Genomic DNA, 12,208 nt, shown 5'->3' with positions numbered 1-12,208 from the left:
ATTTTCAAGGAAACCACGATCATGGCCCGCAGCCATCCGCTCGAGCGTTACCGCAACATCGGCATCATGGCCCATATCGACGCCGGTAAGACGACCACGACCGAGCGTATCCTTTATTACACCGGCAAGTCCTACAAGATCGGCGAAGTGCACGAAGGCACCGCGACGATGGACTGGATGGAGCAGGAGCAGGAGCGCGGGATCACGATCACGTCCGCCGCCACCACCTGCTTCTGGCGCGCCCAGGACGGCAAAGGCGAAGAGCACCGGATCAACATCATCGACACCCCCGGCCACGTCGACTTCACCATCGAAGTCGAGCGTTCGCTGCGCGTGCTCGACGGTGCGGTTGCGTGCTTCGACGGCGTTGCCGGCGTTGAGCCGCAGTCGGAAACCGTGTGGCGCCAGGCCGACAAGTACGGCGTGCCGCGCATGTGCTTCGTCAACAAGCTCGATCGCACCGGTGCAGACTTCTATTTCTGCGTGAACTCGATCATCGACCGCCTCGGCGCGCGTCCGGCGGTGCTGTATCTCCCGATCGGCATCGAGGGCGGCTTCAAGGGCCTGGTCGACCTGGTCGAGAACCGCGCGATCATCTGGCTCGAAGAGAGCCTGGGCGCGAAGTTCGAATATCAGGACATCCCGGCGGATCTCGCCGAGAAGGCCGCGAAGTATCGCAGCGACCTGATCGAGATGGCCGTCGAGCTCGACGACACGCTGATGGAAGCGTATCTCGAAGGCAACGAGCCGAGCGTCGCCGACCTCAAGCGTCTGATCCGCAAGGGCACGCTCGAGATGGCGTTCGTGCCGGTCATCTGCGGCTCGGCGTTCAAGAACAAGGGCGTGCAGCCCCTGCTCGACGCCGTGATCGACTATCTGCCGAGCCCGCTCGACGTTCCGGCGATCAAGGGCGTCAAGCTCGACGGCGAGACGCCGGACGAGCGTCCGTCCTCGGACACCGAACCGTTCGCGGCGCTGGCGTTCAAGATCATGAACGACCCGTTCGTCGGCACGCTGACCTTCGCGCGCATCTATTCGGGCAAGCTCGAAGCGGCCACCACCGTGATGAACTCGGTGAAGGACAAGAAGGAAAAGGTCGGCCGCATGCTGCTGATGCATGCGAACAGCCGCGAGGACATCCAGGAAGCCTATGCGGGCGACATCGTCGCGCTCGCCGGCCTCAAGGATACCACGACCGGTGACACGCTCTGCGCGCAGAACGCACCGATCATCCTCGAGCGGATGGAATTCCCCGAGCCCGTGATCGAGCTGTCGGTGGAGCCGAAGACCAAGGCGGACCAGGAAAAGATGGGCGTCGCGCTCAATCGCCTTGCCCGCGAGGACCCGTCGTTCCGCGTCTCGTCCGACTCGGAGAGCGGCCAGACCATCATCAAGGGCATGGGCGAGCTCCATCTCGAGATCCTGGTCGATCGCATGAAGCGCGAGTTCAAGGTCGAGGCCAATGTCGGCGCGCCGCAGGTGGCGTATCGCGAATATCTCGCGAAGCCGGTCGACATCGACTACACGCACAAGAAGCAGTCGGGCGGCACCGGCCAGTTCGGTCGCGTCAAGGTCAAGCTGACGCCGGGCGAGCGTGGTTCGGGCATCGTCTTCAAGGACGAGATCAAGGGCGGTAACATTCCGAAGGAATATATCCCCGCGATCGAAAAGGGCTTCCGCGAGACGGCAGCTACGGGCTCGCTGGTCGGCTTCCCGATCATCGACTTCGAAGTCCTGCTGTATGACGGTGCGTACCACGACGTCGACTCGTCGGCGCTGGCGTTCGAAATCACCGCCCGTGCAGCGATGCGCGAAGCGGCGCAGAAGTCCGGCATCAAGCTGCTCGAGCCGATCATGAAGGTCGAAGTCGTCACCCCGGAAGACTATCTGGGCGACGTCATCGGCGACATGAACAGCCGTCGTGGCCAGATCCAGGGCACGGACACCCGCGGCAACGCGCAGGCTGTCACTGCCATGGTGCCGCTGGCGAACATGTTCGGTTACGTGAACGCGCTCCGCTCGTTCACCCAGGGCCGCGCGCAGTACACGATGCAGTTCTCGCACTATGACGAAGTGCCCGCCAACGTCGCCGACGAAGTGAAGGCAAAGCTGGCGTAATCGGAAAACAGCCGCTATGGGGCCGCGTTCTCGCGAGTCCCCATGCGGCACGGGAAATTGAATCAGAAGGTAGGAAGACAATGGCGAAGGCAAAGTTCGATCGGAGCAAACCGCACCTCAACATCGGCACCATCGGTCACGTCGACCATGGCAAGACGTCGCTGACGGCTGCGATCACGAAGATCCTCGCGGAGAACGTTGCGGGTAACGCTGCGGTCGATTTCGCGAACATCGACAAGGCGCCGGAAGAGCGCGAGCGCGGCATCACCATCTCGACCGCGCACGTCGAGTATGAGACCAACAGCCGCCACTATGCGCACGTCGACTGCCCGGGTCACGCCGACTATGTGAAGAACATGATCACCGGCGCGGCGCAGATGGACGGCGCGATCCTGGTGGTGGCGGCGACCGACGGTCCGATGCCGCAGACCAAGGAGCACATCCTGCTCGCCCGTCAGGTCGGCGTGCCGACCATGGTCGTGTTCCTCAACAAGTGCGACCTGGTCGACGACGAGGAAATCCTCGAGCTGGTCGAGATGGAAATCCGTGAAGAGCTCTCCAAGCGTGAGTTCGACGGCGACAACATTCCGATCATCCGTGGTTCGGCGACCGCCGCTCTGAACGCGACCGACGACAAGCTCGGCAAGGACGCCATCCTGGCCCTCATGGCCGCTGTCGACGAGTCGATCCCGGAGCCGGAGCGTCCGCTCGACAAGCCGTTCATGATGCCGATCGAAGACGTGTTCTCGATCTCGGGTCGCGGCACCGTGGTGACCGGCCGTGTCGAAACAGGCATCATCAAGGTTGGTGAAGAAGTCGAGATCGTCGGCATCCACGACACCCGCAAGACCACCGTCACGGGCGTCGAAATGTTCCGCAAGCTGCTCGACCAGGGCCAGGCCGGCGACAACGTCGGTGCGCTGCTGCGCGGCGTCGCTCGCGACGAAGTGGAGCGTGGTCAGGTTCTGGCTAAGCCGGGCTCGATCAAGCCGCACACCGAGTTCAAGTCGGAAGTGTACGTCCTGTCGAAGGACGAGGGTGGCCGTCACACGCCGTTCTTCGCGAACTATCGTCCGCAGTTCTACTTCCGTACCACGGACGTGACCGGCACCGTCGAGCTGCCCGAGGGCACCGAGATGGTGATGCCGGGCGACAACATCGCTCTCGGCGTCAAGCTGATCGCGCCGATCGCTATGGACGTCGGCCAGCGCTTCACCATCCGTGAGGGCGGTCGTACCGTCGGCGCGGGCGTGGTTGCCTCGATCGACAAGTAAGCATTTGCGGGCGCATGCCCGCAGGTGACTGCAAAAAGGTTCCGCCCGGCACTCAGAAAATGAGTGTCGGGCGGTTGCCTTTTTATAGAAGGGCCGTTAAAGGCGCGCCCTTCGAGTTTTGAGTTCAACAGCAAGAGGCGGCCATCCAGCCGCCGTTCCGGTTCAACCGGCGCCGCCCGAATCGCTCCAGCAGCGGAAGGGGCAGGGGCCGGGGCTTCGCCGGGATGGCAATTGGGTGCGTTGCCCCGCTCTTTCGCATCGGTAGGACCATGGAAACGCAGAATATCCGCATTCGCCTCAAGGCGTTCGATCACCGCGTGCTCGATCAGGCTGCCGGCGACATTGCCGACACCGCCCGCCGTACCGGCGCCCTCATCCGTGGCCCCATCCCGCTCCCGACTCACATCGACAAGTTCACGGTCAACCGTGGCCCGCACATCGATAAGAAGTCGCGCGAGCAGTTCGAGACGCGCACCTACAAGCGCATGCTCGACATCGTTCAGCCGACCCCGCAGACCGTGGACGCGCTCATGAAGCTCGACCTGGCTGCCGGCGTCGACGTCGAGATCAAGCTGGCCTGAGCCGGCTTTGGCCCCCGCGCTTCGCGGGGGCTTTTGGCGTTCACCCTTTAATGCGGTGGACATGGAAGCCTAGCTGACGTAAAGGTGCCGCTTCCTCGAGATTCGCGACTCCCTTGGTGGAGTCGCCATCCTCCTCGACCGGATCGTTTCCCGATCCAACGCAAGGAGTGGCGAGCCACTTAAGGCTCGCAGCGACAAGGGATACCGCCGGCGGCTTTCGAGTGGCCGGGCCTGCGTCCCCCGTCTCTTCCACCGCAAGGTGGAGGTTCAGCCCGGACGGGGGCTTCGCAGTAAAACATGCAGGGTTGAACACGCACCCGCGGGAATGGTCCCGGGGGTGCCTCTGTGATAGGAGCAACAGGCCGATGCGCACTGGCGTTATCGCGAAGAAGATGGGGATGACCCGCCTGTTCCAGGACGACGGCCGGCACGTGCCGGTGACCGTTCTGGCACTGGAAGGCGTCCAGGTGGTGGCACAGCGCACCACCGAAAAGGATGGCTATGTGGCCGTTCAGGTCGGCGCCGGCACGGCGAAGGCCAAGAACGTCGCCAAGCCGCAGCGCGGCCACTTCGGCAAGGCCGAAGTCGAGCCGAAGGCGATCCTCTGCGAATTCCGCGTCGAGGAAGATGGTCTGCTGGACGTGGGCGCCGAGATCTCGGCCGACCATTTCGTCGCAGGCCAGCTGGTCGACGTGTCGGGCCGTACCCAGGGTAAGGGTTTCGCCGGCGCCATGAAGCGTTGGGGCTTCGGCGGTCTGCGCGCCACCCACGGCGTTTCCGTCTCGCACCGTTCGCACGGTTCGACCGGTAACCGCCAGGATCCGGGTCGCGTCTTCAAGAACAAGAAGATGGCCGGTCACATGGGCGACCGCAATCGCACCCAGCAGAATCTGGAAGTGGTCGGCACCGATGCCGAGCGCGGCCTGATCTTCGTCAAGGGTTCGGTTCCGGGCTCGAAGGGCGGCTGGCTGATCGTGAAGGACGCCGTCAAGGTCGCCCGTCACGCCGAAGCGCCGTACCCCGCCGGTCTGAAGACCGTCGCGAACAGCAACGAGGCTCCCGCCGAAGCGCCCGCCGTGGCCGCTCCGGAAGCCACCGAAGGCCAGGAGGGCTAAGTGAAGGTCAAGGTTCAAACCCTCGACGCCGCCGAGAAGGGCGATATCGAGCTCAACGACGAGATCTTCGGTCTCGATCCGCGCGCCGACATCCTGCACCGCGTCGTCACCTGGCAGCTCGAGAAGCGTCGCGGCACCGCCCGCGGCACCCGCGAGCGCGCCGACGTTGCGCGTACGGGCAAGAAGTGGGGTCGCCAGAAGGGCGGCGGTACCGCCCGTCACGGCGATCGCCGCGCGCCGGTGTTCATCGGCGGTGGTAAGGCGCACGGTGCCCGTGTTCGCGACTTCAATCCGTCGCTGAACAAGAAGATCCGCGCGCTGGGCCTGAAGATGGCGCTGTCGAGCCACGCCAAGGCGGGTTCGCTGATCGTCATGGACAGCCTGGTCGTCGAGAACGGCAAGACCAAGGTCCTGGCCGGCAACCTGGAGAAGCTGGGCTTCGGCAAGAAGGCCCTGGTGATCGATGGCGACACCATCGAGAACAGCTTCGCGCTGGCGGCAGGCAACCTGCACCAGGTGGACGTGCTGCCGGCGATCGGCGCCAACGTCTACGACATCCTGAAGAGCGACACGCTGGTCCTGACCCGCGCTGCCGTCGAGAAGCTGGAGGCGCGCTTCAATGGCTAAGCAGTCCAAGCCGGTCGACATCCGTCACTACGACGTGGTGCTCGCCCCGCACATCACCGAAAAGTCGACGCTCGTCTCCGAGGCGAACGCCGTGGTCTTCAAGGTCGCCAACGACGCGACCAAGCCGGAGATCAAGGCTGCCGTCGAGGCGCTGTTCAACGTCAAGGTCACCGGCGTGAACACCCTCGTCCAGAAGGGCAAGACCAAGAAGTGGAAGGGCGCGCCCTACCGCCGTTCGGACTTTAAGAAAGCGGTCGTGACGCTCGCCCAGGGCGAACAGATCGACGTGACCACGGGGATCTGAGACCATGGCGCTCAAGAACTATAATCCGACGTCGCCTGGCGTCCGCGGGCTGATCCTGATCGACCGCTCGCAGCTCTTCAAGGGTCGCCCCGTCAAGGCGCTGACCGAAGGCAAGACGAAGACCGGCGGCCGTAACAACAAGGGCCATGTCACCTCGCGCGGCATCGGCGGCGGTCACAAGCAGCGCTATCGCATCGTCGATTTCAAGCGCCGCCTGTGGGACGTCGAAGGCACTGTCGAGCGGATCGAGTATGACCCGAACCGCACCGCCTTCATCGCGCTGATCAACTACGGCGCCGACGAAGCCGGCAAGGATCGTCTGGCCTACATCATCGCGCCGCAGCGTCTCGCTGTCGGCGACAAGGTGATCGCGGGCAAGAAGACCGACGTGAAGCCGGGCAACGCCATGGAGCTGGGCCAGATGCCGGTCGGCACCATCGTCCACAATGTGGAGATGAAGCCGGGCAAGGGCGGTCAGATCGCCCGTTCGGCCGGTGCGTACGTCCAGGTCGTCGGTCGTGACCGCGGCATGGTGATCGTGCGTCTGGGCTCGGGCGAGCAGCGCTACATCCACGCCGCCTGCATGGCGACGGTGGGTGCGGTGTCGAACCCCGACAACCAGAACCAGAACTTCGGCAAGGCCGGTCGTAGCCGCTGGCAGGGTGCGCGTCCGCTCACCCGCGGTGTCGCGAAGAACCCGGTCGACCACCCGCACGGCGGTGGTGAAGGCCGTACCTCGGGCGGCCGTCATCCGGTTACCCCGTGGGGCAAGCCGACCAAGGGTGCGCGCACCCGCCACAACAAGGCGACGGACAAGATGATCATCCGTTCGCGTCACGCGAAGAAGAAGGGCTGATAGATGGCTCGCTCCGTATGGAAGGGTCCGTTCGTGGACCTGCACCTTCTCAAGAAGGCAGAAGCCGCCCAGGATCAGGGCACGCGCGCTGGTCCGATCAAGACCTGGTCGCGTCGCTCGACGATCCTCCCGCAGTTCGTTGGTCTGACGTTCAACGTCTACAACGGCCGCAAGTTCGTGCCGGTGTCGGTCAACGAGGAAATGGTCGGCATGAAGCTCGGCGAGTTCGCGCCGACTCGCTTCTTCCCCGGCCACGCCGCCGACAAGAAGGGTAAGCGCTAATGAGCAAGCAGGCAGCCCCCCGTAAGGTCGGCGACAAGGAAGCCCTTGCCGTCGCCACCCAGATCCGTGGTTCGGCCCAGAAGCTGAACCTGGTTGCCGGTCTGATCCGTGGTCGTACTGCGGCTGAAGCGATGAACATCCTCGCCTTCTCGAAGAAGGCGATGGCGGTCGACGCGCGCAAGGTGCTGGCTTCGGCCATCGCCAACGCCGAGAACAACCACAACCTCGACGTCGACGCCCTCGTCGTCGCCGAGGCCTCGGTCGGCAAGTCGATCACGATGAAGCGCTTTGCGACGCGCGGCCGTGGCAAGTCCACCCGCATCCTGAAGCCGTTCAGCCGTCTGCGCATCGTCGTGCGCGAGCAGGAAGAAGCATAATGGGTCAGAAGAGCAATCCCATCGGTCTGCGCCTGCAGATCAACCGCACCTGGGACAGCCGCTGGTTCGCGGAAGGCCATGACTATGGCCGTCTGCTGCTGGAGGACCTCAAGATCCGCAAGTTCATCCTCAAGACGCTGCCGCAGGCCGCGATCTCGAAGGTGGTCATCGAGCGTCCGGCCAAGCTGTGCCGCATCTCGATCTTCGCGGCGCGTCCCGGCGTGATCATCGGCAAGAAGGGCGCGGACATCGAGAAGCTGCGCAAGACGCTCGGCGCGATGACCTCGTCCGACGTCTCGCTCAACATCGTCGAGATCCGCAAGCCGGAAGTCGATGCGAAGCTCGTCGCGCAGGGCGTGGCGGACCAGCTGGAGCGCCGTATCGCGTTCCGTCGTGCGATGAAGCGCGCGGTGCAGTCGGCGCTCCGTCTCGGCGCCGAAGGCATTCGTATCACCTGCGCCGGCCGTCTGGGCGGCGCGGAAATCGCCCGCACCGAATGGTACCGCGAAGGCCGCGTTCCGCTGCACACGCTGCGCGCGAACGTCGACTATGCCGAGGCCGAAGCCCACACCGCCTATGGCGTGTGCGGCGTGAAGGTCTGGATCTTCAAGGGCGAAATCCTCGGCCACGATCCGATGGCGCAGGACCGGCTGAACCTCGAGGCACAGACCTCGGGCGTGCGCCCGTCGCGCGACGATCATCGCCGCTAAGGACTAGGACAGAACAATGCTGCAACCGAAGCGCACCAAGTTCCGCAAGGCCTTCAAGGGCCGCATCCATGGCGAAGCCAAGGGTGGCACGGCGCTCAACTTCGGCTCCTATGGCCTGAAGGCGATGGAGCCCGAGCGGATCACCGCGCGCCAGATCGAGGCGGCTCGCCGCGCGATCACGCGTCACATCAAGCGTCAGGGTCGTCTCTGGATCCGCATCTTCCCGGATGTTCCCGTTTCGTCGAAGCCCGCCGAAGTCCGCATGGGCTCGGGCAAGGGTTCGCCGGAATTCTGGGTCGCCCGCGTCAAGCCGGGCCGCATCCTGTTCGAGCTGGACGGCGTTCCCGGCCCGCTCGCCGCGGAAGCGTTCGAGCGCGCCGCGATGAAGCTGCCGATCAAGACCAAGGTCGTCGCTCGCCTCGGCGACACGACGCACCTGGAGGGCTGATAGAAATGACCAAGGCAACCGACTTTCGGGCCAACACCGACGACCAGCTCGCCGAGCAGCTGGGCAACCTGAAGCGCGAGCAGTTCAACCTGCGCTTCCAGGCCGCCACCAGCCAGCTCGAGAAGCCGACCCGCGTGCGGGAAGTGCGTCGCGACATCGCCCGTATCAAGACGCTGCAGAACGAGCGCTCGCGCTCGACTGCCAAGTAAGAGGACCGAGACCATGCCGAAGCGCGTGCTGACCGGGAACATCGTCTCGGACAAGGGCGACAAGACCGTGGTGGTTCTCGTGGAGCGTAAGGTGAAGCACCCGCTCTACGGGAAGATCATCCGCCGCTCGAAGAAGTACCACGCCCATGACGAGGCGAATGAGTACAAGGCCGGCGAGACCGTGCGCATCGAAGAGACTGCGCCGATCTCCAAGCTGAAGACCTGGAAGGTGATCGGGCGGGTCGATACCCACGCGACGCCGAACACGGTCGACGCATAATCGTCATCTCCGCTCTTGCGGAGAACTCGAGTTGCGGTCATACGCCGCCGCTTTGGTGCCCCGGCCGTGAGGCCGGGGTGACGCATTAGAAACGGAACCACCGGGCGCGTCCCGGCAGGCCAAACGAGAAGGAACCGGATCGATGATCCAGATGCAGTCCAATCTCGACGTCGCTGACAACAGCGGCGCGAAGCGGGTGCAGTGCATCAAGGTGCTGGGCGGGTCGAAGCGTCGCTTCGCCGGCGTGGGCGACGTCATCGTCGTCAGCATCAAGGAAGCCGCCCCCCGCGGCAAGGTTAAGAAGGGCGACGTCCACCGCGCGGTTATCGTCCGCACGGCGAAGGACATCCGCCGCACCGACGGCTCGGTGATCCGTTTCGACGGTAACGCCGCCGTGCTGGTCAACAAGAACGAGGAGCCGATCGGCACCCGTATCTTTGGCCCGGTGGTCCGCGAGCTCCGCTCGAAGGGCTTCATGAAGATCATTTCGCTCGCCCCCGAGGTGCTGTGATGGCTGCTGCCAAGATCAAGAAGGGCGACAAGGTCGTAATCCTGTCCGGCAAGGACAAGGGCAAGACCGGTGAAGTCGTCAAGTCGCTGCCGAAGGACGACAAGGTCGTCGTTTCCGGCGTGAACATCGCCGTGCGCCACAAGAAGCCGACCCAGGGCGAGCCCCAGGGTGGCCTGGTGCGCATCGAAGCGCCGCTGCATGTCTCGAAGGTCGCGCACGTGACCGCCGACGGCAAGCCGACCCGCGTCCGCTTCGAAGAACGCGACGGCAAGAAGGTTCGCGTCGCCGTCAAGACCGGGGAGGTCATCAATGGCTGACAAGTACACGCCTCGCCTGCGCAAGCTCTATGACGAGCAGATCGTCAAGGCGATGACCGAGAAGTTCGGCTACAAGAACGTCATGGAAATTCCGCGCATCGAGAAGATCGTGCTGAACATGGGCGTTGGCGAAGCCACCCAGGACAAGAAGAAGGTCGAGCAGGCCGCTTCTGAAATGGAACTGATCGCCGGCCAGAAGCCGGTCGTGACCAAGGCGAAGAAGTCGATCGCGCAGTTCAAGCTGCGTGAAGGCATGCCAATCGGTGCGAAGGTTACCCTTCGTCGTGAGCGCATGTACGAGTTCCTCGATCGTTTCATCACGATCGCGCTCCCGCGCGTCCGCGACTTCCGCGGCCTGAACCCGAAGTCGTTCGACGGTCGTGGCAACTATGCCTGCGGCCTGAAGGAACAGCTCGTGTTCCCCGAAATCAACTATGACCGCATCGACAAGGTGCGCGGCATGGACGTGATCGTTACCACCACTGCCAAGACGGATGACGAGGCTCGCGAGCTTCTCCGTCTCTTCGGTTTCCCGTTCCCGCAGGCGGACGGCGAAACGAAGCAGGCGGCGTAAGGAAGGAAGAACTTAAGTCATGGCGAAACTGAGTTCGATCAACAAGAACGAGCGTCGCAAGCAGCTGGTGAAGAAGTACGCCGGCAAGTACGCGAAGCTCAAGGCGATTGCGAACGACGAAAGCCTGGATGAGACCGAGCGTCTCATCGCACGGCTCAAGATGGCCGAGATTCCCCGCAACGGGAACCCGACCCGCATTCGCAACCGGTGTGAGCTGACGGGTCGTCCCCGCGCTTATTACCGCAAGTTCCGTCTCGCACGTGTCATGCTGCGCGATCTGGCCAACAAGGGCCTGATCCCGGGTGTCACGAAGTCGAGCTGGTAAAGGACACGCAAGATGGCAGTGACCGATCCCCTGGGTGACATGCTCACCCGCATCCGCAACGGCCAGCGCGCGCGCAAGGACTCCGTCCTCACGCCGGCGTCGAAGTTGCGTGTCCGTGTCCTCGACGTGCTTCAGCGCGAGGGCTATATCCGTGGCTACAGCGAAGAGCAGATGGGCCCCGCGGCCGGCATCCGCATCGAGCTGAAGTATTTCGAGGGTCAGCCGGCGATCAAGCACGTCGCGCGCATCTCGAAGCCGGGCCGCCGTGTCTATTCGGGTTCGCAGGAGCTTCCGCGCGTCCGTAACGGCCTCGGCATCACGATCGTCTCGACGCCTCGCGGCGTTCTGTCCGACGCCGAAGCGCGCGAACAGAATGTCGGCGGCGAAGTGCTCGCGGAGGTGTTCTGATGAGCCGCATCGGTAAGAAGCCGGTTCCCGTCCCCGCGGGCGTGACCGCGAACATCGACGGCGGGCAGATCTCGGTGAAGGGTCCCAAGGGGACCCTCACCATGCCGCTCGCGGACGACATCAAGTACGAGCTCACCGACGGCGGCATCTCGGTGCAGCCGGCGAACGAGACCAAGCGCGCCCGTGCCTTCTGGGGCATGCAGCGTACCCTGGTGCAGAACCTCGTCACCGGCGTGACCACCGGCTTCACCAAGAAGCTGCTGATCACCGGCGTGGGCTACCGCGCTGCCTCGCAGGGCAAGGTCCTGAAGCTGCAGCTCGGCTATTCGCACGACGTCAACTTCGACATCCCCGAGGGGATCGAGATCAAGACGCCGGATCAGACCACGGTCGAGATCTCGGGCATCGACAAGCAGAAGGTCGGCCAGGTGGCCGCGGAAATCCGCCGTTGGCGCAAGCCGGAGCCCTATAAGGGCAAGGGCATCAAGTACGATGGCGAATTCATCTTCCGCAAGGAAGGGAAGAAGAAGTGATCAGCACCAAGGGTCTTTCGCTTTTCGAAAAGCGTCGTCGCCGCAACCGTACCGCGCTGCGTGCGCGGGCCGGTGGCCGTCCTCGTCTGTCGATCCATCGCTCGGGCAAGCACATCTATGCCCAGGTGATCGACGATACCCAGGGTCGCACCGTCGCCTCGGCCTCCACGCTCGAGAAGGACGTGCGTGGCCAGACCGGCGCCACGATCGCCGCGGCGCAGGAAGTGGGCAAGCGCGTTGCCGAGGCCGCCAAGGCCGCCGGCATCACCCAGGTCGTCTTCGACCGCGGTGGCTTCCTCTACCATGGTCGCGTCAAGGCGCTGGCGGATGCCGCGCGTGAGAGCGGATTGGAGTTCTAA

General features: G+C 64.0%; 20 protein-coding genes. All 20 read left to right on the top strand.

The annotated features are described in order from the left end of the window. Positions 1 to 21: 21 nt before the first annotated feature. The 20 genes from fusA to rplR all read left to right on the top strand — a co-directional run bounded on the left by fusA (position 22) and on the right by rplR (position 12,208). Positions 22 to 2,118, top strand: a complete 2,097-nt coding sequence (fusA, locus tag S2M10_RS05175; protein ID WP_168845190.1) for an elongation factor G — start codon at positions 22 to 24, stop codon at positions 2,116 to 2,118. Positions 2,119 to 2,198: 80 nt separating this feature from the next. After that, a complete protein-coding gene (gene tuf / locus S2M10_RS05170; RefSeq protein ID WP_064313341.1) occupies positions 2,199 to 3,392 on the top strand; it encodes an elongation factor Tu in 1,194 nt (397 codons plus the stop codon). 269 nt (positions 3,393 to 3,661) lie between these two features. Next, positions 3,662 to 3,973: a 30S ribosomal protein S10 gene (gene rpsJ / locus S2M10_RS05165; RefSeq protein WP_010545719.1), complete on the top strand. Its 312-nt coding sequence runs from the start codon at positions 3,662 to 3,664 to the stop codon at positions 3,971 to 3,973. Between the two features lie 365 nt (positions 3,974 to 4,338). Beyond that, entirely contained in the window at positions 4,339 to 5,088 is a 750-nt protein-coding gene (gene rplC, locus S2M10_RS05160; protein ID WP_010545720.1) for a 50S ribosomal protein L3, read from the top strand. Then, positions 5,089 to 5,715 carry a 50S ribosomal protein L4 gene (gene rplD / locus S2M10_RS05155; RefSeq protein WP_168845189.1) on the top strand — a complete coding sequence of 209 codons (627 nt, stop codon included), beginning with the start codon at positions 5,089 to 5,091 and terminating at the stop codon, positions 5,713 to 5,715. Beyond that, positions 5,708 to 6,019 (top strand): 50S ribosomal protein L23, encoded by a 312-nt coding sequence (locus S2M10_RS05150; protein WP_010545722.1) that lies wholly within the window; start codon positions 5,708 to 5,710, stop codon positions 6,017 to 6,019. Before rplD ends, S2M10_RS05150 begins: the two co-directional genes overlap by 8 nt. A gap of 4 nt (positions 6,020 to 6,023) precedes the next feature. After that, positions 6,024 to 6,875: a 50S ribosomal protein L2 gene (gene rplB / locus S2M10_RS05145; RefSeq protein WP_010545723.1), complete on the top strand. Its 852-nt coding sequence runs from the start codon at positions 6,024 to 6,026 to the stop codon at positions 6,873 to 6,875. A 3-nt stretch (positions 6,876 to 6,878) separates the two neighbouring features. Then, a complete protein-coding gene (gene rpsS / locus S2M10_RS05140; RefSeq protein WP_010545724.1) occupies positions 6,879 to 7,157 on the top strand; it encodes a 30S ribosomal protein S19 in 279 nt (92 codons plus the stop codon). After that, a complete protein-coding gene (gene rplV / locus S2M10_RS05135) occupies positions 7,157 to 7,534 on the top strand; it encodes a 50S ribosomal protein L22 (protein ID WP_010545725.1) in 378 nt (125 codons plus the stop codon). Before rpsS ends, rplV begins: the two co-directional genes overlap by 1 nt. Further along, on the top strand, positions 7,534 to 8,244 hold the full coding sequence (gene rpsC, locus S2M10_RS05130) for a 30S ribosomal protein S3 (RefSeq protein WP_010545726.1): 711 nt from the start codon (positions 7,534 to 7,536) through the stop codon (positions 8,242 to 8,244). Before rplV ends, rpsC begins: the two co-directional genes overlap by 1 nt. A 16-nt stretch (positions 8,245 to 8,260) precedes the next feature. Then, positions 8,261 to 8,692 carry a 50S ribosomal protein L16 gene (rplP, locus tag S2M10_RS05125; protein WP_010545727.1) on the top strand — a complete coding sequence of 144 codons (432 nt, stop codon included), beginning with the start codon at positions 8,261 to 8,263 and terminating at the stop codon, positions 8,690 to 8,692. Between the two features lie 5 nt (positions 8,693 to 8,697). Continuing rightward, a complete protein-coding gene (gene rpmC, locus S2M10_RS05120; protein WP_010545728.1) occupies positions 8,698 to 8,901 on the top strand; it encodes a 50S ribosomal protein L29 in 204 nt (67 codons plus the stop codon). A 13-nt stretch (positions 8,902 to 8,914) separates the two neighbouring features. Continuing rightward, complete coding sequence (gene rpsQ / locus S2M10_RS05115; RefSeq protein ID WP_010545729.1) at positions 8,915 to 9,181, top strand: 30S ribosomal protein S17; 267 nt, start codon at positions 8,915 to 8,917, stop codon at positions 9,179 to 9,181. Positions 9,182 to 9,323: 142 nt separating this feature from the next. Next, a complete protein-coding gene (gene rplN, locus S2M10_RS05110) occupies positions 9,324 to 9,692 on the top strand; it encodes a 50S ribosomal protein L14 (protein WP_010545730.1) in 369 nt (122 codons plus the stop codon). Beyond that, complete coding sequence (gene rplX / locus S2M10_RS05105) at positions 9,692 to 10,009, top strand: 50S ribosomal protein L24 (protein ID WP_121074316.1); 318 nt, start codon at positions 9,692 to 9,694, stop codon at positions 10,007 to 10,009. Before rplN ends, rplX begins: the two co-directional genes overlap by 1 nt. Then, positions 10,002 to 10,583 (top strand): 50S ribosomal protein L5, encoded by a 582-nt coding sequence (gene rplE, locus S2M10_RS05100; RefSeq protein ID WP_010545732.1) that lies wholly within the window; start codon positions 10,002 to 10,004, stop codon positions 10,581 to 10,583. The genes rplX and rplE overlap by 8 nt, the downstream gene beginning before the upstream one ends. A gap of 19 nt (positions 10,584 to 10,602) precedes the next feature. Further along, entirely contained in the window at positions 10,603 to 10,908 is a 306-nt protein-coding gene (gene rpsN / locus S2M10_RS05095; RefSeq protein ID WP_010545733.1) for a 30S ribosomal protein S14, read from the top strand. 12 nt (positions 10,909 to 10,920) lie between these two features. After that, entirely contained in the window at positions 10,921 to 11,316 is a 396-nt protein-coding gene (gene rpsH, locus S2M10_RS05090) for a 30S ribosomal protein S8 (protein WP_010545734.1), read from the top strand. Further along, positions 11,316 to 11,849, top strand: a complete 534-nt coding sequence (rplF, locus tag S2M10_RS05085) for a 50S ribosomal protein L6 (protein ID WP_010545735.1) — start codon at positions 11,316 to 11,318, stop codon at positions 11,847 to 11,849. The genes rpsH and rplF overlap by 1 nt, the downstream gene beginning before the upstream one ends. Further along, entirely contained in the window at positions 11,849 to 12,208 is a 360-nt protein-coding gene (gene rplR / locus S2M10_RS05080; protein ID WP_026009165.1) for a 50S ribosomal protein L18, read from the top strand. Before rplF ends, rplR begins: the two co-directional genes overlap by 1 nt.

The organism is Sphingomonas sp. S2M10 (assembly GCF_012650175.1).
GTDB lineage: Bacteria > Pseudomonadota > Alphaproteobacteria > Sphingomonadales > Sphingomonadaceae > Sphingomonas.
This window is presented reverse-complemented; position numbering and strand designations above follow the sequence as displayed.

Bases quoted from the DNA above. Each gene is read 5' to 3' on its own strand.
- fusA (WP_168845190.1), top strand. From the start codon at position 22: ATGGCCCGCAGCCATCCGCTCGAGCGTTACCGCAACATCGGCATCATG.
- tuf (WP_064313341.1), top strand. From the start codon at position 2,199: ATGGCGAAGGCAAAGTTCGATCGGAGCAAACCGCACCTCAACATCGGC.
- rpsJ (WP_010545719.1), top strand. From the start codon at position 3,662: ATGGAAACGCAGAATATCCGCATTCGCCTCAAGGCGTTCGATCACCGC.
- rplC (WP_010545720.1), top strand. From the start codon at position 4,339: ATGCGCACTGGCGTTATCGCGAAGAAGATGGGGATGACCCGCCTGTTC.
- S2M10_RS05150 (WP_010545722.1), top strand. From the start codon at position 5,708: ATGGCTAAGCAGTCCAAGCCGGTCGACATCCGTCACTACGACGTGGTG.
- rplB (WP_010545723.1), top strand. From the start codon at position 6,024: ATGGCGCTCAAGAACTATAATCCGACGTCGCCTGGCGTCCGCGGGCTG.
- rpsS (WP_010545724.1), top strand. From the start codon at position 6,879: ATGGCTCGCTCCGTATGGAAGGGTCCGTTCGTGGACCTGCACCTTCTC.
- rplV (WP_010545725.1), top strand. From the start codon at position 7,157: ATGAGCAAGCAGGCAGCCCCCCGTAAGGTCGGCGACAAGGAAGCCCTT.
- rpsC (WP_010545726.1), top strand. From the start codon at position 7,534: ATGGGTCAGAAGAGCAATCCCATCGGTCTGCGCCTGCAGATCAACCGC.
- rplP (WP_010545727.1), top strand. From the start codon at position 8,261: ATGCTGCAACCGAAGCGCACCAAGTTCCGCAAGGCCTTCAAGGGCCGC.
- rpmC (WP_010545728.1), top strand. From the start codon at position 8,698: ATGACCAAGGCAACCGACTTTCGGGCCAACACCGACGACCAGCTCGCC.
- rpsQ (WP_010545729.1), top strand. From the start codon at position 8,915: ATGCCGAAGCGCGTGCTGACCGGGAACATCGTCTCGGACAAGGGCGAC.
- rplN (WP_010545730.1), top strand. From the start codon at position 9,324: ATGATCCAGATGCAGTCCAATCTCGACGTCGCTGACAACAGCGGCGCG.
- rplX (WP_121074316.1), top strand. From the start codon at position 9,692: ATGGCTGCTGCCAAGATCAAGAAGGGCGACAAGGTCGTAATCCTGTCC.
- rplE (WP_010545732.1), top strand. From the start codon at position 10,002: ATGGCTGACAAGTACACGCCTCGCCTGCGCAAGCTCTATGACGAGCAG.
- rpsN (WP_010545733.1), top strand. From the start codon at position 10,603: ATGGCGAAACTGAGTTCGATCAACAAGAACGAGCGTCGCAAGCAGCTG.
- rpsH (WP_010545734.1), top strand. From the start codon at position 10,921: ATGGCAGTGACCGATCCCCTGGGTGACATGCTCACCCGCATCCGCAAC.
- rplF (WP_010545735.1), top strand. From the start codon at position 11,316: ATGAGCCGCATCGGTAAGAAGCCGGTTCCCGTCCCCGCGGGCGTGACC.